Origin of the sequence: Dysgonomonas sp. HGC4, from assembly GCF_001261715.1 — a bacterium.
Classification (GTDB): domain Bacteria; phylum Bacteroidota; class Bacteroidia; order Bacteroidales; family Dysgonomonadaceae; genus Dysgonomonas_A.
Genome location: NZ_CVRU01000030.1, coordinates 1 through 19,309, shown reverse-complemented (window position 1 = coordinate 19,309; position 19,309 = coordinate 1). Strand labels below are relative to the sequence as shown.

Genomic DNA, 19,309 nt, shown 5'->3' with positions numbered 1-19,309 from the left:
AGAGAGAGAGAGAGAGAGCTGTTTACCAACCAATTACAAAACAACATCCTATTCTTCTTTAAATAAAGAAAATAATCGGATAATACAACTCCGTAATATCTATTTTATCATACCTGTATATCTATTGGATATATGGGCTACTTTATTTGTACATACCAGAGTTCCCGTTTTTAGTTTTTATAAATTTCAATCTATTTCCGTAATAACCTTTGTTTTGCTGATCCCCCAATTTGCACGACAAAGGTTATTTTATTTAACCTAGAACATCATTGGTCATCCGTAATGACAACATAATCCTCAATTACAAATTATTAAATCTAAATTAATTATGAGAAATCAACCTAACAAAAAAGGTCGGCGAAGATTCCTGATAAGGCTCGCTTGTATGATATCCCTGATGCTTATCGGAATATCTGCTCAAGCACAAATAGCTTTAAAAGGAACAGTGGTAGACGAAAAAAATGAGCCAATGATAGGCATTGGCGTAGTAGTGAAAAACACAACAATAGGAACAGCTACCGACTTGGATGGTAAATTCAGTATCACGGTTCCAGACTCTAAGTCGGTACTAGTCTTCTCTTTTATTGGTTATAGAACACAAGAAATAACCGTAGGTTCACAAAAAGAACTGCATGTAACTCTCAAAGAAGATTTACAACTGTTAGACGAAGTTGTAGTGGTGGGTTACGGTACCCAGAAGAAAGTAAACGTAACAGGATCGGTAAGTGTAGTAAACCCTGACATTATTGAGAACCGCCCAATTACAAACGTCAGTCAAGCTTTACAAGGAGTAGTTCCCGGACTTAACTTCTCGGTAAACAGTTCAAATGGAGGTGCATTAAACAGTTCTATGAATGTGAATATTCGGGGTTCGGGCACAATTGGTAGCGGATCGAAAGCTTCTCCACTTATTCTTATTGATGGTATAGAGGGGGATATGAATAGCTTAAATCCTAATGACATAGCATCTATCTCAGTACTGAAAGATGCCGCATCGTCTTCTATATATGGTGCACGTGCTGCTTTTGGAGTTATATTGATTACTACCAAAACCGGAAAGTCGGGAAGAACAAGTGTCAGTTATTTAGGTAACCTACGTCTTTCGAGTGCTATTCAGGTTCCTAATATAATGGACTCTTATAAGTTTGCTCAGTATTTCAATAGAGCTGCTACAAATGATGGACAATCTCCCGTTTTCTCTGATGAAATGATGAGTCGTATTCTTGCTTACCAAAGAGGAGAGCTTAAAGAGGGTACAACAGCCAATCCGAACACTGGGAGATGGAGAGACTACGATGGTGCTAATGCCAATACCGATTGGTTTAAAGAGCAGTATAAAAGTTCGGTACCAGCTCACGAACACAATGTTAGCATTAGTGGAGGTGGCGAAAAAATGACTTACCTTGTTAGTGGTAACTTCCTTGATCAAAATGGATTGATTCGTCATGGAGGAGACAATCTCAAACGTTATTCTATCAATTCACGTATAACAGCTAAGTTATCTGATTATGTTGATCTGAATTATAATGTAAAATGGATACGTAACGATTATGACCGCCCATCTTATATGACTCCTTTGTTCTATCATAACATTGCCAGACGTTGGCCAACCAATCCGGTCTACGATAATAACGGGTTTATTATGGATGGGATGGAAGTTCTTCAAATGAAAGATGGCGGTCGTAATAGAGAACAAAAAGATGAACTTTATAATCAAATACAGTTTATTTTCGAGCCAATCAAAAATTGGAGAATCTATACAGAAGGTAATATTCGTACCTTAAATAAATTTGAGCATTGGGATGTACTCCCAATTTACGGGCACGATGTAAAAGGGGAGCCCTTCTTAGCTTCATGGGATGGACGTGCTGCAGGACAAACTCAAATATATGAAAATGCCTACAAAGAAAACTTCTTAACAACGAATATATATACCGATTATACCAAAGATTTAGAGAGTGGGCATAACTTCAAAGTAATGGGAGGTTTCAATGCAGAGGTAATGAAAACGAGAAATGTATGGGGGCAAAAGGACGGGTTAATAAGCCCTGAAGTGCCTACACTAAATACTGCTACCCAAAATCAAAAAACAGGTGGCGGATATGCTGAATGGGCTGTAGCCGGTTTCTTTGGACGTCTCAATTACAATTACAAAGAACGTTATATGGCGGAAGTAAATCTTCGCTATGACGGATCCTCACGTTTCTTAAGCGATAAGAGATGGACAGTTTTCCCTTCTTTCTCTGTGGGATGGAATATTGCACAAGAAGATTTCTTCGGGAGTCTATCAGACCATATAAGCACTTTGAAACTGAGAGGTTCTTGGGGTCAATTGGGTAATATGAATACAGATGCTTGGTATCCGTTCTTCCAATCGATGCCTATCGGAACTCAAAGCGGTGGCTGGATTGTTGATAATGGAGTTAGACCAAATACTTCGAGTGCTCCCGGTATTGTAAGCGGAGATATGACATGGGAAACGGTTGAATCTTGGAATATCGGTTTAGACTGGGCTGCTTTAAACAACAGACTAACAGGATCGTTCGATTATTTTAAAAGAACAACAAAGAATATGATTGGACCTGCTCCTCAATTACCAGGCATACTGGGAACAAGCGTGCCTAAGGTAAACAACTCTGATATGGAATCTTATGGTTTTGAACTAGAAGTTGGATGGAGAGATAAAATTGGTGATTTCTCGTATGGTGCCCGATTTGTATTAGCTGACAATCAGCAAAAGATAACCCGATATCCGAATGAAACAGGCAATATCGATACTTGGTATACCAATAAAATGGACGGTACTATCTGGGGATATCAAACCATAGGAATTGCGAAATCCGATGCTGAGATGAATGCTCACCTAGCAACGTTGCCAAATGGTGGACAAAATGCAATAGGATCTAACTGGGCTGCCGGAGATATTATGTATAAAGACATCAATGGAGATGGAAAAATAGATGCAGGATCGAGCACCTTAACAGATCCGGGAGATAGAACAATCATCGGAAACAGTACTCCTCGCTTCAAATATGGTTTGACATTAGAAGCTGCATGGAAAGGGATAGATATAAGTATCTTCTTCCAAGGTGTAGCCAAAAGAGATTATATGTTAGGTGGAGCCTATTTCTGGGGAGCTACCGGTGGTATGTGGCAGTCTGTTGCATTCAAAGAACATTGGGATTTTTTCCGTCCCGAAGGCGATCCACTTGGAGCTAACCTCGATGCTTATTATCCTCGCACCCTATTCTCTTCGGGCGATAAAAATCAGCAAACGCAATCACGCTACTTGCAAGATGCATCGTATTTACGTCTAAAAAACTTACAGATAGGATATGCCATCCCAACGATGATGTCTCAGAAAATTGGTTTACAATTCGTTCGTATATATATGTCAGGCGAGAACTTGTGGACTAAATCTGATATCTCAGGAGTTTTCGATCCTGAACTATTGGGTGGAGACTGGGGAGCAGGTAAAACTTATCCTCTGCAAAGAACGATCTCATTTGGAGTTAATGTAAATTTCTAAAAAAGACAAAACAATGGATTACAATATAAAAAAGTACACAGTTATCTCTTGCCTATTATCAGCATTGGTAATAATGGGTAGCTCTTGTAATGATTTTCTTGATAGAGAACCATTAGATCAGGTAACCCCGGGAGTTTATTTTAAAAATGAAGCAGATTTAGAGGCATATACTATCGGGGCATATGACTTTCCTTCTCATGGACAAACTTGGGGGCTGGGCAACATAATCACGGCCGATGAAAATACTGATAATATGGCTACTACCACACCTTCGACCAGCAGATGGGCAAAGGGACAATGGAGAGTACCCGAATCGAGCAGTGATTATTCGTTCACGAAAATAAGAAATGCCAACTTCTTTTTTGAGCAGGTTTTACCTAAATGGAAAAATGGCGAAATAGCAGGGACTCCTAGCAAAATAGATCATTACATAGGCGAAATGTATATGATACGTGCTTGGGAATATTTTCTGAAATTAAAGATATATGGTGATTTTCCTATCGTAAAAAACACCTTGAAAGATAATAAAGATCAACTTATAGAAGCAAGTAAAAGAAAGCCTCGAAACGAAGTTGCACGATTTATTATTCAAGATCTGGACTCTGCAATATCACTCTTAAGCGATAACTTTAAAGATAAAAGAAGAATAACCAAGAATGCAGCATTGTTACTCAAATCGAGAGTAGCATTATACGAAGCTAGCTGGCTTACTTATCACAATGGCACAGCTCATGTACCAGGAGGTCCTAACTGGCCGGGTGCGCAAATGGATTATAACAAGGGATTCACTATCAATATCGATTCTGAGATTGATTATTTCTTAACCGCAGCAATGGATGCCTCTAAAGCTGTTGCAGACAATGTTCAATTAACTGCAAATACGGGAGTCTATAATCCGCAAGGAGATAATCCCGCAGGATGGAATCCTTATTTTGATATGTTTAGCGATACAGATATGAGTAAATACTCAGAGGTATTATTCTGGAGAGCTTTCGACAAAGGGTTAAACCTTACTCACTCGGTAGGCGTATACATCAGAGGTGGAGGCAACAATGGTGTTACTAAAGGATTTATAGACAGTTATCTTATGAAAAACGGATTGCCTATTTATGCTAGTGGATCAGGATATAGTGGTGATAAAACGATTGAAGAAACAAAAAACAATCGTGACGGACGTTTACAACTATTTGTATTCGGAGAAAAAGACCGACTATTGATGACGGGAGACCCAACACGCCCCAACTCTGTCTTTTATAATATGCCCGAGATTATTAATTTAATTGACCAAAGGGATGTTACAGGATATAGAATGCGTAAATGTTATAACTATGATCCCACTCAATCACCAGTAAATGGTATGAACAGTTCATTTGGAAGTATTGTTTTCAGAGGCGTAGAAGCTTATCTTAACTATATCGAAGCATCTTACATGAAGAAAAAGTCGATTGACGGAACGGCTGCTTTTTATTGGAAAGAAATCCGCCGCCGAGCAAATGTAGACGAAGATTACAGCAAGACAATTGCTGCAACTAATCTCGATAAAGAAAACGATTGGGCTAAATATTCAGCAGGACAGCTAGTGGATGCAACCCTATACAATATTCGCCGCGAAAGAAGAAACGAGTTTATGGGTGAAGCTATGCGCTGGGATGACCTGAAACGTTGGAGAGCATTAGATCAGGTTAATAATTATGTGATTGAAGGTTTCAATCTATGGGATCAAGCGTTCGAAAATGCTCATTATAAAGAAGAAATACTTGATCCAAACGGAAAACCTACGGGCAAATTCATAGATCGTTTAATAGAACCCGACAATGCTGCAAGTGGAACTCCAAATGTATCCTCGAGAAAGGTTAGTAAGTATTTACGTCCATACCAGATAATATCTACAAACAACTTAGTATTTAATGGTTATACATGGAGTAGAGCAAATTATCTGACACCTATACCTGCTTATGAAATTCGGATTACAGCAAGTAATATGGATGATGCTTCAACTTCGCCTTTGTATCAGAATCCATATTGGCCAACTAAAGCAAACGAATCGGCACTGGAATAAAATCTAATCAATATTAAAAACATAAAGGGAGTGTAAATTACTCCCTTTATAGTTTTTATTTCGTTTTACGGCTGCTCTAATTTTCCGAAGATAGCATAAACCACTATATTTGAAATTTAGAATTCAATAAAACGATATAGTATGGAATGGAAGTTAAGAAAATGGCAAGATTCGGATGTAGATAGTATAACAAAACATGCAAACAATTACAATATAGCGAAATACCTCACCAATCAGTTTCCACACCCTTATAATATCGAAGATGCAAAAAACTATTTATTGTTGATAAGAGATAACAATCCTACTAACGTTTTTGCAATAGAAGTAGGTGGCGAAGCAGCAGGCTCTATTGGTGTATTTCCTCAAACTGATATTCATTGTAAAAATGCAGAAATAGGATATTGGCTATCTGAAGAGCATTGGGGTAAGGGAATTATGCCCGAAGCCATAAAACAAATTGTTGATTATGGATTCAAAACGTTTGATATTACCAGAATATTTGCCCGTCCATTTTCCAACAATGAAAAATCACAACATGTCCTCGAAAAAGCAGGATTTAAACTTGAAGCTAAATTCGAAAAGGTATTATTCAAAAATGGAGAATATCTTGATGAATTCATCTATGCTATAAGAAAACCATAATTTACAAAAGACAAAAATGTAACATTTTATAGTTATATACAGATTACTTTTATCACCAAATCTGTTCATTCTTTATAAAGAAAAGCCTTTGATGAAGTACTTCTAAACTTCTGATTGGCATTAACAATAAATCAATATAACCATGTATTTAAAACATTTACTAATCGGGTTAGGAATTTATACAAGTATATTTTCATTGTATGCTGATGTACCTCCACCCTCACCTATTTTACCCATACCCACTCCCGAGCAAGTGCAATGGCAAAAGATGGAAAACTATGCCTTTGTTCACTTCGGATTAAATACGTTTAATGATCTGGAATGGGGCTACGGAAATACACCCACTTCAACTTTTAACCCTACTGATCTGAATTGCGATCAATGGGTTTCTATCATAAAAGCAGCTGGTTTGAAAGGCGTAATTCTTACTGCTAAACACCACGATGGTTTTTGCTTATGGCCTACCAAAACCACAGAATATAGTGTGAAAAACTCACCATGGCGTGATGGAAAAGGAGACATGGTAAAAGACTTATCTGATGCCTGCAAACGTCAAGGTTTGAAATTCGGAATTTATCTTTCGCCTTGGGATAGAAACAGTGCTCATTATGGCAAAGACGAATATGTAAAGATATACCACGAACAGATAAATGAACTAATCTCTAATTATGGGCCTTTATTCGAATACTGGTTCGACGGAGCTAATGGTGGTAATGGCTGGTATGGTGGTGCAGATGAAACCCGCTCTATTGACGCTAACACCTATTACGGCTATAAAGTTGCCCGCGATATGATTAAGGCAAAACATCCTTCGGCTATGATCTTTGGAGGTTCTTTCCCCGATATCCGTTGGGTAGGTAACGAAGAAGGGTGGGCAGGACAAACAAACTGGTCTATGATATCGCCCGATAAAGAGACTCACTATACTCAAAACCAATGGGGAATGGAGGATGGTCACACATGGCTACCTGCCGAATGCGATGTATCAATCCGTCCGGGATGGTTCTATCACGATCGCGAAGATCATCAAGTACGCTCTGTTGGTAATCTCGTAAACTTATACTACGAAAGTGTAGGACGTAATGCAAACCTACTGCTCAATTTTCCAGTAGCTTTGAGTGGAAGAATTCACCCTATCGACTCTCTTCGTATAATGGATTGGCATAGAGCAATGCAAGACGAATTGAAAGACAATGTTCTTAAAGGAGCTACAGTTACAGCAACCAATACTCGAGACAAAGCCTTTTCGCCAAGTATGGTAAATGATGGAAATTGGAATACCTATTGGGCAACTTCGGATGAAGTAACCACGGGCTCTTTGACTATTGCATTAAAGAGACCTTCACTTGTAAACAGACTTTTGATTCAGGAATATATTCCTCTCGGACAAAGAGTAGCTTCGTTTAATGTTGAAATTCAGAATAAAGGGCAATGGTCTCCTATAGCAACTTCTGACTCCATGACTACCGTTGGCTATAAGCGCATCTTACGTTTTGCTACAACAGAAGCAACTCGAATCCGAATCAATTTCACAAGAGCCCGAGGTCCTCTATGTATCAACAATGTAGAAGCATATCTTACACCCATGTTGATGGAAGAACCGAGAATAACACGTAACGGAAAAGACGAAGTACGCATAAATTCGACTAGCGATGGCGCCGAAATACTTTACACTACTGACGGTAGCGAACCCACACCGCAAACAGCGATGGTATATAACGCTCCATTTTCGTTCCCTCGAAAAGGAACCATAAACGCTATCACTTACGACCGCCGACTAAATAAACAGAGTCCTGTTAGTGCTCGACGATTTGATATCCCATCTTCATCTTATAGAGTTTCGAATATAAACGATCAGAAGACTTCTGCTATGTTTGATGGAAATGGCTTTTCGGCTTACTATCTACCCGAAGCAGTAGATGAGTTGGTAGTAGTTCTTACAGAACCTCAAACAATCAACGGCTTTGTGTATGTACCTAATCAAGGACGCGATTCTCAAGGACATATCGATAGTTATCAATTTTATGTAGACGATAAAATGGTCGCTTCGGGCGAATTCTCGAACATTAAGCACAATCCGATAGAACAGCGAATTCAATTCGACCCGATCAGAGGTCAAACAGTTCGCTTAAAAATCATGCGAGTTGTTGACGATGTTAAACGCGCTAGTATAGGTGAATTCTCAGTTTTGACTACTGATTAATCAAGAATAAGCATCTACCTAGATAATAAGAACAAGAAGCTACTCGAATTATCGAATAGCTTCTTTGTTTTTAAATAACCTCGAATATAAACGGGTAATCATTAAAAAAATCAAAATGATTGTTCGAAAATGGAAAATATGTCTATTTTTGTGGCATCACATATTATTCTAATTATTGAATGAAACGGATCGTATCTATATTTCTACTTTTATTAATGCTTGTTGTTGGTGCCCATCCGGTACTAGCAATGCATTTTTGTGAAGGGAATTTACATTCGGTAGGTATCTTAGATAATGATATAGAAAAATCGTGTTGTGATGATATGGCAAATATGCCACAACACAATGAACCACAATCTTGCTGTGCAGAAAATTCTGATGCAACATTTCATCATAAAAAATCAGGATTATCAAAATCGCACGAAGATTGTTGTGACATTCAAAAAATAAAAATCTCAACAGACGATTATCAGCGTCAAGAAAGACAGCTTAACACCAATCATATATTGCCATCTTTTGACAATGTATGGTTTACATTAAACTATATAATAAACTCGATTGAACCTGATAATACAGTTGAAGTTCGACAAACTTTTCCGCCCGGAGGTCTCATCAATCAACATGTAGACCTACTTACTTACATCTGCATCTACCGTATTTAATTTTATAAGTCTATAATAATTAATTATAGGCAAGGCACTTTTATGTCTAAACATGTGTGGAAATTTTGCCATTCAAGTTTCGTACTATTTGTGTTTTCGATATATCTATAATCAAATTTAGTATATGTTTATAAAATTAATGAACAATGAAACCTTTATATGTATTAATAATGAGTATCGCTTTATCAACAAGCTATACCATGGCACAATCGTGCCACGAGCAAACTATTACAAATGATTCTGTAATCTCAATAACAGAACAACCACAGTACGAAGTTATCAAACAGTTGGTAGATGAGCCGTCTACGATTATTATTGATGTGCGTACTCCCGAAGAGTTTGAAGAAGGTCATATAGAAACATCTGTAAATATGCCTTTGCAAACTCTTGAAGACTCTCTTTTGCCTTTAAAAGACTACAAAAACATTGTAATTGTCTGTAAAAGTGGAAAAAGAGCTGAGCAAGCAAAAACATTACTTACCCTTAAAGGGTTTACTAATGTATATAATGCCGGAGGCTGGCAAACTTTAGACACAAAACTTAAATCTAAAAAATAAAACTATGATCAACAGAATAATCAAGTATTTTCTTGATAATAGGTTAATAACAATATTATTACTTATTATGATTATTGCATGGGGATTATCGGCTGCCCCATTCAATTGGCACGGAGGCTTATTGCCTCGTGATCCTGTTCCCGTGGATGCAATTCCCGATATTGGGGAGAATCAACAAATTGTAGCAACCGAATGGATGGGACGTTCTCCGAAAGATATTCAAGAACAAGTTACCTATCCTCTGACAACCTCATTATTAGGAGTTCCAGGAGTAAAAACGATCCGAAGCACTTCGATGTTTGGTATGTCGTTTATATACATAATATTCGATGACGATGTTGAATTTTACTGGAGTCGTTCGCGTATTCTTGAAAAGCTCAACTCTCTACCTTCAGGTACTTTACCCGAAGGTGTACAGCCTAGTTTAGGACCCGATGCAACTGCTTTGGGACAAGTATATTGGTACACACTAGAAGGTAGAAACCCTGAAACGGGAGAACCTACCGGAGGATGGGATCCCGATGAATTAAGAACCATTCAAGACTTCTATGCAAAATACTCTATATCGTCTGCCGAAGGAGTATCGGAAGTAGCCTCTATTGGAGGTTTTATCAAAGAGTATCAGGTGGAGATAAATCCTGATGCTATGAGAGCATTTAATGTCTCGGTGATGGATGTAATGAATGCAATCCAAAAGAGTAACCTCGATATAGGTGCAGAAACCATAGAAATAAATAAAGTAGAATATCTGGTCAGAGGATTAGGTTATATAAAAAATGTATCTGATCTCGAAGAGGCTGCAATAACAGTTAGAGACGGTGTACCCGTTAAAATAAAAGATGTTGCATTTGTCAACCTAGGTCCTGCTACCCGAAGAGGCGGATTAGATAAAGAAGGAGTTGAAGCCGTAGGTGGTGTAGTTGTTGCCCGCTATGGATCTAACCCCATGCAGGTAATCAACAATGTAAAAGAAAAGATCAAAGAGATGGAAGCAGGTCTTCCTCAAAAAACTCTGGCGGATGGTACTGTATCTAAAGTTACAGTTGTACCTTTCTATGACAGATCGGGATTGATTCAAGAAACAATAGGAACACTCGAAACAGCTCTTTCGCATGAAATACTTATTTGTATTATAGTAGTTATTGTTCTCGTATTCAATCTACGGGCATCCATTATCATATCGAGTATTCTCCCAATTGCGGTACTCTGCACATTTATAATAATGCGGTACACCGGTGTAGAAGCTAATATTGTAGCACTATCAGGTATTGCCATTGCTATCGGAGTTATGATAGATGTGGGTGTCGTCTTTGTCGAGAATATAATCCGGCATATGGAAGAGGAAGAGAATCTAACCGTAAGGAAAGGAAAAGCCTTTGTGAATCTTATCTATAAGAGTGTAAGCGAAGTATCGGGAGCTTTATCCACAGCTATGCTTACAACAATAATCAGTTTCCTTCCCGTTTTTGCGATGGAAGCTCAGGAGGGTAAACTATTTAAACCCTTGGCATATACAAAAACATTTGCTCTGGTTTCAGCATTTTTGTTGGGTATTGCTATGCTGCCAACCATTGCTTATTATATTTTCTCACTTAAAATAACATCTAAGCAAGTAAAAAAAGTAGCCAATATAGTTCTTGTAGCAGGAGGTATTATTCTCTTTATTTTCACAGGAGTTATTGCTGCTCTTGGGCTTACCTTATTAGGCTTGAATAATCTATTCGCCTATTATTGGGAGAACAACAAGATACCTACATATATAAATATTGGAATAGCCCTTTTAATAGCAGTTTATTATCTGACTATAGAATGGTTACCGATAGGAACACAAGAAGGTTTATCTATCAATTTTGTATTTGTGATAGCGTCTATCGCCATCATATTGGGAATATTGTGGGTATTAGTTATCTATTACGAAGGCATTTTACGCTGGTGTCTGGCTCATCGCTGGAAATTTATGATGTTGCCTCTTATAACCGTATTCTTCGGAATCGTTATATGGCTAGGCTTCGATACTACTTTTGGTGTAGTAGCCAAAGGTTTTGAAACTGTTGGTTGGAAAAGTTTCAGACAAACAGGATTTTGGCAAGCATCAAGCGAGAGATTCCCGGGAATAGGTGAAGAGTTTATGCCAAGCCTCAACGAAGGATCATTCCTATTGATGCCCACAAGTATGCCACATACGGGGATAGAACAGAATCTTCAATTTATAGAAACTCTGGATAAACGCATTAGCAACATTCCCGAAGTAGAAATTGCAGTAGGTAAATGGGGACGTGTAAACTCGGCTCTAGACCCTGCTCCAACTCAGATGTTTGAGAATACAATTAACTACCGCTCTGAATATATTTTGGATGAGAATGGTCATCGCAAGAGGTTCAAAGTAAACAGAGATGGCGAATTCGTACTTAAAGACGGGTCTGTTTATAAGCCAAAAGACGGATTCAGATTAATACCTGCCGATAGTCTTGTGGCTGATAATGGAGGTGATTATCTCCGTCAATGGCGTCCTCATATTAAGAACACAGATGATATCTGGCAAGAAATAGTAAATGTTTCTCATATGCCGGGATTAACATCTGCACCAAAGCTACAACCTATTGAAGCTCGTTTGGTAATGTTATCCACAGGGATGCGTGCTCCGATGGGATTAAAAATATCTGGCCCCGATCTGGAATCTATCGAACAAGGAGGACGAGCCATGGAGCAAGCACTCAAAGATGTGCCTTCTATTTTACCTTCGACTGTCTTTTATGATCGTGCAGTAGGTGCACCATATATAGAGATTAAGTTGAACAGACAGAATATGGCTCGTTATGGAATTACAGTTGCAGATTTACAGGATGTAATTAGTGCTGCCGTGGGAGGAATGGCTCTCACCACGACAGTGGAAGGCAGGGAACGTTTTCCCGTACGCTTGAGATACCCACGAGAGTTGAGAAGTAACCCCGATGAATTAGCCAGATTAATTGTGCCTACTGCAACAGGTGCACAGATTCCGCTAAAAGAGGTAGCCGATATAGAATACACTAAAGGCGCTCAAATGATTCAGAGTGAGAATACTTTTCTTTTAGGGTATGTCATTTTCGATAAGATAGGAGGCAAAGCAGAGGTTGATGTTGTAAATGAAGCTGATAAAATATTAAAAGAAAAAATCAGCTCAGGAGAATTACAATTACCTAAAGGTGTGTCTTATAAATTCGCTGGTAATTACGAACAACAAGAACGAGCCGCCAATCGCCTGCTAATAGTTGTTCCACTTAGCTTATTAGCGATACTCTTGATTTTATACTTCCAGTTCAAAACAGTGACCGCCTCGTTGATTCACTTCTCGGGTGTACTAGTTGCTTTCGCTGGAGGATTTATTTTGTTGTGGCTCTATGGCGAACCTTGGTTTATGAACTTCTCTATGGGAGGTACTAACTTACGGGATCTGTTTCAGATGCACCCTATCAATTTAAGTATTGCTGTTTGGGTAGGTTTCATCGCGTTGTTTGGTATTGCAACCAATGATGGAGTATTGATGGGTACTTATATACACGATACGTTTTTAGAAAGAAACCCACAAACAAAAGACGAAATCCGAGAAGCAGTAGTTCATGCAGGATTGAGAAGAGTGCGCCCCGCAGCTATGACAACCGCAACCGCATTAATAGCCTTGCTACCCGTACTAACATCAACAGGTAAAGGATCAGACATAATGATACCGATGGCAATACCAACATTTGGAGGTATGCTTATTCAGTCGATGACAATGTTTGTTGTTCCCGTGCTGCAATGCTGGTGGAGAGAGTGGGCTATAAAAAAAGGTGGTAGTATAAAAGAGTAACAATAAAATACACAACGATATGTTAGACAAAAAATATAAATATATAATTATACTCGTAGTGATGACTATGATAGGCATTCCCACAAGGGGACAAACTGCCGATTCGTTAAGTCATTATTTAGAGATAGCAGCCCGAAATAATCCGGGTGTAAAGTCCGATTTTCTGGCTTACAAGGCATCCTTACAAAAAGTACCTCAAGCAGGTGCTTATGAAGACCCTGAATTGGAAATAGGATTTTTTCTTCAACCGATGGATATTATTGATGGTCGTCAGGTAGCAGAATTTAAATTGATGCAAATGTTCCCTTGGTTTGGAACAAAGAAAGCAGCTCAAACCGAAGCTACCCACATGGCCAGAATGTCATTCGAAAAGTTTCGTGAGACAAGAGATAATCTTTTTCTGGATGTATATACCCAATGGTTTATACTTTGCAGCTTACAACAGAAACTGATTAATAATAACGAGAATAAGAAGCTCTTAACCCAGTTAGAAGAACTTGCTTTGAGGAAGTTCTCCTCTCCATCAAGTGGTTCTAGCTCAGGCTATACACTCCCCGCCCCTGTTCAAGCAGCATCAACTGCGTCTACTTCAACAGGTGGAGGCATGTCATCTATGTCATCAATGGGTGGCGGTGCTACTACACAGGCAGCAACCCAAAGCAGTAGCGGAATGTCGTCTATGGGAGGTGCAGGTGGAGGCAGTATGTCAGGAAGCTCATCTTCGGGAATGTCGGATGTGCTACGTATTCAGATGGAAGTAACTGAGCTTGATAATAATATAGAAAGTCTTCAATCTGAAATAAAAGCAGAGAAAGCCAAATTCAATACCCTACTTAATCGTTCAGCTGATAGCGAGATTAATATTCCTGATTCATTCGATCAAATACCTTTCCTTTTTGATGGAGCATCGGCAATGGATAAAATAACAGATCAGAACCCTATGCTGGGAATGATAAATGAAGAGGGTCTTGCTTATAAAGCTAAAGCCGAAATGGACAAAAAGATGAGTTATCCGATGTTTGGCATAGGACTTCAATATATGCTTATCAATAAAAGCCTTCCTACTGAAACTCCGATGAGTATGGATATGGGTGCATCTAATACCATGAGCAGTATGAATGGTAAGGATATGATTATGCCTATGGTATCCGTAAGTATACCTATATACAGAAATAAATATAAGGCTCAACAAAAAGAAAGTAAGTTTTGGTGGCAAGCCAGTAGAGAGAAATACACCAATACCCTCAATACTCTCGAAGCTGAATTATACAAGACTAAACATCAATTGGATGACGCTTCGCGAAAAATTGCTCTTTATAAAAAACAATCCAATTTAGCACAAACAACTTATAATCTGGTTGTGCAGGAATTTATTTCGGGAAAAAGCGATTTGACGAATGTAATTCAGGTTCAACGTCAGCTACTCGATTACCAATTGAAGGGAGCCGAAGCCATAGCTAATTATAACACCATGGTTGCAGCCATTCAGAAATTGATTTCATTTAAAGATATAGAAGAACAAAAATAAACTACATATTATGGATACGAACAAAATAAAAAATATACTAAGAAACAACTATCTAAAATATGGTTTGATTCTTATCGTTGGACTATTTCTTGGATGGGCTATATTCGGGAATAACTCGCACAATCACAGCGAAACAGAAGAACATGCTCATGAAGACGCAGCAGGGCAAGTATGGACATGCTCTATGCATCCACAGATAAAAATGGATAAACCCGGTAAATGTCCTATTTGCGGAATGGACTTGATTCCTTTAAAAACATCAGGCGGATCATCTGATGAAGCAATAGACCCAAATGCGATACAAATGTCGAAAGAGGCTATCGCTTTAGCAAATATTCAAACAACCAAGGTGAGCCGTCAGAACCCGATAAAAGACGTACAACTATACGGAACAATAAAAGCGGATGAAAGATTGTCACAATCTCAAACCTCACACGTAAATGGGCGTATAGAGAAGTTATTTATCAATTTCACAGGGGAAACAGTAAAACAAGGGCAAACTATTGCTACCATCTATTCTCCTGAGCTATTGAGTGCACAGCAAGAATTATTGGAAGCTGCAAAAATGTCATCCGCTCAACCTCTCCTTGTTCAAGCAGCCAGAGAGAAACTTCGCTTATGGAAATTAACTGACGATCAGATTCTAAATATCGAACGTTCGGGTAACGTTTCTCCCCTTGTTGAGATAAAAGCAAATACAGGAGGTATTGTTGTAAGCAAAAAAGTAAATCAGGGAGATTATCTTAATCAAGGAAATGTACTATTCGATATAGCAAACCTTTCACAAGTATGGGCAATGTTCGACGCTTATGAGGTTGATCTACCTTTTCTAAGAGTAGGTGATAAAATAGATTTTTCACTACAAGCTGTACCAGGTAAAACATTCTCGGGCAGAGTTTCGTTTATTGACCCGATATTGGATAAAACAACACGTACAGCAAAAGTAAGAGTAGAGACAGCAAATCCCGGATTTCAGTTAAAACCAGAGATGTATGCTAATGCAATTATAAAAGCACCATTGAAACAATACAACAACGAGATTGTTATTCCTAAGTCTGCCGTATTGTGGACAGGAAAACGCTCGATTGTATATGTAAAACAAACCGATGGAGATGCACCTGCATTTATGTTGCGTGAAATTGAGTTAGGTCCTTCGCTTGGTAATTCTTATGTGGTTATTTCAGGAATTAATGATGGTGATGAGATTGTAACCAACGGAGCATTCTCTATTGATGCCAGTGCTCAACTTGAAGGAAAACGCAGCATGATGAACGAGGAATCTTCGCGCCCCGTTACGGGACATGAAGGTCATGATATGTCGAGCATGGGCAGTGATATGAAGGCGAGCTCTTCTACTAAGAGTGAACATGCAATGATCAATGTTCAAGGACTTTGTGAAATGTGTAAAGATCGTATAGAGAAAGCAGCAAAAGGAGTAAGCGGTGTATCTTCTGCTTCGTGGGATCAAAAGACTAAACAGCTACATCTTAACTTTGATGCGTCAAAAACATCTGTTGATGCAATAAGCAAAGCAATAGCTAAAGTTGGACATGATACGGATAAGTATAAAGCCAATAAGGCAACATATGATGCCTTGCCAGACTGTTGCAAATACAGAAAATAAGAATTGAATAAATACAGATAATAATTAAAAATAAAACGAAAATGAAAAAGTATCTTTTAATAGCAGCTATCGGAGCATTCTCTTTTACAGCATGCAATTCAGGCGCTTCGAACAGTAAACCAGAAGAAACATCTGTTACAGCAAACGAAAATAAGCAGGATGAACACGCTATGCTTGGAGTTCAAGGACTTTGCGAAATGTGTAAAGAACGTATCGAAAAGTCAGCTAAGGATGTGAAAGGAGTTTCTTCGGCAACATGGGATATGGAGAAAAAGGAATTACATCTTAACTTCGATCCTAGTCAAACCAATTTAGACGCCATCAGTAAAGCCATAGCTAAAGCCGGACACGATACTGACAAAGACAAAGCAGATCAAAGTACTTATGATGCATTACCTGGTTGTTGCCAATACAGATAATAAAATACCCCCTATTCAAAAGACATTCAAAATAGTTTTACTCTTTGAAGTCTAAACCCGAAACAGGACTATCTCAATCAAGAAATAGTCCTGTTTTATTATAGTGAGTTACAATCAATTTAAAAAATATAGCCAATACCAGCTGCAATACCCAGCTCTATATCACCAGATGTTCCCAATACAGGCATAAGTCCTGCCCGCCATGTGAAACCGCCATCAAGAGGTTGTCTACGATACATAAAAGTGGCGTGACCAATAAAATTTCCACCTTCACTTTTTCCTGCCCAATTATCAGAAGTAAAAACATGGAGCTTTTTAGTTAATATAGTTGCCCCAATTCCAACCTCAAAGGTATGGGGCGAATTTGGCTTACCCAGAACATAATTTAGTCCCAAAGGAATTGTAATGTATGAAGTTGTTTTTGTAGAGCTTCTATAATACTCTTTGCCTCCATTATTGTAATAAGAATATTCCCATTCATCTCCCAAACCAAAACCCAAACCAACTCTATAACCTAGTCCTAAGTTACTGGCAGAAGAAAAACGCGAATCGAAATTAAGAGAAAAAAGAACACCTGGACCTCCGACCTCAGCATATACCATTTTTCCTTTAAATTTAGATGACTGTTCTTGAGCATTGAGATTTAACAAAAAACATAGGCAAAGACTAAGAATGAGTAATACTTTTTTCATAGATAATAGTTAAGTTAGTTTGTAGCCGTTCTGACTTCCGCAGGCAGGTCATTTCTGCACAAAGATATAACTAGAATTGAAATACCAAAATAGCACTCCCATTATCAACGATACGACAACAATAGATATTTCTTTTTATTTGCTCAATAAGTTCTTATAAACTACAGTATTTAGAAGTTCTTCTTTGCGTTGTTTCGATATTGGTAATTCCTTGCCATTCACAAAAATTCGCCCACCTGATATAGAATCTATATAGGATATATTCAAGAGAAATGATCTATGTATCCTAAAAAACGTATCTTTTGGTAGTATCTCTTCTAAAGAAGTCATCGTTTGGTGGATTACTAAAGTCTTATCTTTAAAATGTAATTTCAGGTAATTCTGCATACCCTCCACATACAGAATATCTTGCCATGCAATCCTATCGAAAGAATCACCCTGACGTATGTACATATTAGATTTAGCATCCTCCCCGTTACTTTGTAATAAGATCTGAGACTGAAACAATTTCTGAGCCTTTGATGCTGCTTGAAAAAATCGTTGAAAAGCAATTGGTTTCAACAAGTAATCAACCACATGCAATCTGAATCCCTCTAATGCATATTCCGAGTAAGCGGTTGTTAAGATCGTCATTGGCGCTTTTTCCAACGACTCCAAAAATTCAAGCCCTGAGAGATAAGGCATATTGATATCAAGAAACATCAAATCTATTTCTTTCTTCTTTAATATCTCTGCTGCCTCAATCGCCGAAGAACACGAATCTTCGACTTCCAGAAAATCCATTCTGTTTATATAGTTAACAATACCTTCAATAGCTATCGGCTCATCGTCAACAATTAAGCATTTTAAAGCTCTACCATCGGTATGTTTGGATATTATATCTGCCATAATCTATATTGTAATAATAAGTTTTGATGAATAAACAGTCTCTGTTTCTTCTATCAATAGTTTATATTTATCAGGATATAAGATATCCAATCTTTTCTTTATGTTTTCTAAACCCAAGCCCGAATCAGTATTCTTTTTGATCTGTAAAGTTGATTTCGAGTTTTCTATATTCAGACAAATTGTATCTCCTTTTTGTTCTAAATTGATATGAATATATCCTCTTTCAGAAGTTGATCGCACAACATGCTTAAATGCATTCTCTATAAAAGTAATGAATAATAGAGGCTGAAATTTTCGACCCCTGTCTTCTATGTGCCAAGAACAATTTACTTCCAATTCATTTCCCCATCTGATTTGCTCCACATCAATAAAGTCTTTTAAGAATTGAATTTCTTGATCTAAGCTAATGTATTCCTGCTTCCCACTATATAATTGATAACGTAATATATCGGAATACTTTATTAATAGAGACGATGCTAAATCGACATCTTTCTGCATTAAGATATGAATGTGGTTCAATACATTAAACATAAAATGAGGATTCATCTGCTCTCGCAGCATTTGCAATTGAACCTCTAAATGTACCTTTTGCAACTTGGTGTGTTCATAATAAAAACGCAATCCACAGAAACCTAAATTTATAATAAGGGCTCCGGGAATTTGAATAATAAAAGAAA

General features: G+C 38.0%; 13 protein-coding genes and 1 pseudogene. 11 read left to right on the top strand and 3 right to left on the bottom strand.

Annotation, left to right across the window (positions count from 1 at the left end):
• The 11 genes and pseudogenes from HGC4_RS18880 to HGC4_RS19190 all read left to right on the top strand — a co-directional run.
• The coding region (locus HGC4_RS18880; protein WP_221406860.1) for a hypothetical protein at positions 1-262 on the top strand (262 nt) is incomplete at its 5' end.
• 135 nt (positions 263-397) lie between these two features.
• Positions 398-3,529 (top strand): SusC/RagA family TonB-linked outer membrane protein, encoded by a 3,132-nt coding sequence (locus tag HGC4_RS03150; protein WP_050708680.1) that lies wholly within the window; start codon positions 398-400, stop codon positions 3,527-3,529.
• A gap of 13 nt (positions 3,530-3,542) precedes the next feature.
• Positions 3,543-5,588 carry a RagB/SusD family nutrient uptake outer membrane protein gene (locus tag HGC4_RS03145; RefSeq protein ID WP_050708667.1) on the top strand — a complete coding sequence of 682 codons (2,046 nt, stop codon included), beginning with the start codon at positions 3,543-3,545 and terminating at the stop codon, positions 5,586-5,588.
• A gap of 141 nt (positions 5,589-5,729) precedes the next feature.
• Positions 5,730-6,230, top strand: a complete 501-nt coding sequence (locus HGC4_RS03140; RefSeq protein ID WP_050708666.1) for a GNAT family N-acetyltransferase — start codon at positions 5,730-5,732, stop codon at positions 6,228-6,230.
• Between the two features lie 142 nt (positions 6,231-6,372).
• Positions 6,373-8,433: an alpha-L-fucosidase gene (locus tag HGC4_RS03135; protein WP_050708665.1), complete on the top strand. Its 2,061-nt coding sequence runs from the start codon at positions 6,373-6,375 to the stop codon at positions 8,431-8,433.
• A gap of 179 nt (positions 8,434-8,612) precedes the next feature.
• Positions 8,613-9,095 (top strand): HYC_CC_PP family protein, encoded by a 483-nt coding sequence (locus HGC4_RS03130; protein ID WP_050708664.1) that lies wholly within the window; start codon positions 8,613-8,615, stop codon positions 9,093-9,095.
• Between the two features lie 146 nt (positions 9,096-9,241).
• Positions 9,242-9,652, top strand: a complete 411-nt coding sequence (locus tag HGC4_RS03125) for a rhodanese-like domain-containing protein (protein WP_199327667.1) — start codon at positions 9,242-9,244, stop codon at positions 9,650-9,652.
• Between the two features lie 4 nt (positions 9,653-9,656).
• Positions 9,657-13,481 (top strand): efflux RND transporter permease subunit, encoded by a 3,825-nt coding sequence (locus tag HGC4_RS03120; RefSeq protein WP_050708663.1) that lies wholly within the window; start codon positions 9,657-9,659, stop codon positions 13,479-13,481.
• Between the two features lie 19 nt (positions 13,482-13,500).
• On the top strand, positions 13,501-15,009 hold the full coding sequence (locus HGC4_RS03115; RefSeq protein WP_050708662.1) for a TolC family protein: 1,509 nt from the start codon (positions 13,501-13,503) through the stop codon (positions 15,007-15,009).
• Positions 15,010-15,019: 10 nt separating this feature from the next.
• Positions 15,020-16,633, top strand: a complete 1,614-nt coding sequence (locus HGC4_RS03110; RefSeq protein ID WP_050708661.1) for an efflux RND transporter periplasmic adaptor subunit — start codon at positions 15,020-15,022, stop codon at positions 16,631-16,633.
• Between the two features lie 179 nt (positions 16,634-16,812).
• Positions 16,813-17,052 (top strand): annotated as a pseudogene (locus HGC4_RS19190) (heavy-metal-associated domain-containing protein); the annotation flags it as partial.
• A 119-nt stretch (positions 17,053-17,171) separates the two neighbouring features.
• Here HGC4_RS19190 and HGC4_RS03100 read toward each other — a convergent pair.
• The 3 genes from HGC4_RS03100 to HGC4_RS03090 all read right to left on the bottom strand — a co-directional run.
• Positions 17,172-17,744, bottom strand: a complete 573-nt coding sequence (locus tag HGC4_RS03100; protein ID WP_157258090.1) for a hypothetical protein — start codon at positions 17,742-17,744, stop codon at positions 17,172-17,174.
• A 135-nt stretch (positions 17,745-17,879) separates the two neighbouring features.
• Positions 17,880-18,632, bottom strand: a complete 753-nt coding sequence (locus HGC4_RS03095; RefSeq protein ID WP_050708658.1) for a LytR/AlgR family response regulator transcription factor — start codon at positions 18,630-18,632, stop codon at positions 17,880-17,882.
• Positions 18,633-18,635: 3 nt separating this feature from the next.
• Positions 18,636-19,309, bottom strand: a 674-nt coding sequence (locus HGC4_RS03090; protein ID WP_050708657.1) for a sensor histidine kinase, incomplete at its 5' end; no start/stop codon positions are given.

What these genes read in the sequence shown, in the direction of transcription:
- HGC4_RS03140 (WP_050708666.1), top strand. Translation starts at nt 5,730, where the DNA reads ATGGAATGGAAGTTAAGAAAATGGCAAGATTCGGATGTAGATAGTATA.
- HGC4_RS03150 (WP_050708680.1), top strand. Translation starts at nt 398, where the DNA reads ATGCTTATCGGAATATCTGCTCAAGCACAAATAGCTTTAAAAGGAACA.
- HGC4_RS03110 (WP_050708661.1), top strand. Translation starts at nt 15,020, where the DNA reads ATGGATACGAACAAAATAAAAAATATACTAAGAAACAACTATCTAAAA.
- HGC4_RS03125 (WP_199327667.1), top strand. Translation starts at nt 9,242, where the DNA reads ATGAAACCTTTATATGTATTAATAATGAGTATCGCTTTATCAACAAGC.
- HGC4_RS03135 (WP_050708665.1), top strand. Translation starts at nt 6,373, where the DNA reads ATGTATTTAAAACATTTACTAATCGGGTTAGGAATTTATACAAGTATA.
- HGC4_RS03145 (WP_050708667.1), top strand. Translation starts at nt 3,543, where the DNA reads ATGGATTACAATATAAAAAAGTACACAGTTATCTCTTGCCTATTATCA.
- HGC4_RS03130 (WP_050708664.1), top strand. Translation starts at nt 8,613, where the DNA reads ATGAAACGGATCGTATCTATATTTCTACTTTTATTAATGCTTGTTGTT.
- HGC4_RS03095 (WP_050708658.1), bottom strand. Translation starts at nt 18,632, where the DNA reads ATGGCAGATATAATATCCAAACATACCGATGGTAGAGCTTTAAAATGC.
- HGC4_RS03120 (WP_050708663.1), top strand. Translation starts at nt 9,657, where the DNA reads ATGATCAACAGAATAATCAAGTATTTTCTTGATAATAGGTTAATAACA.
- HGC4_RS03115 (WP_050708662.1), top strand. Translation starts at nt 13,501, where the DNA reads ATGTTAGACAAAAAATATAAATATATAATTATACTCGTAGTGATGACT.
- HGC4_RS03100 (WP_157258090.1), bottom strand. Translation starts at nt 17,744, where the DNA reads ATGAAAAAAGTATTACTCATTCTTAGTCTTTGCCTATGTTTTTTGTTA.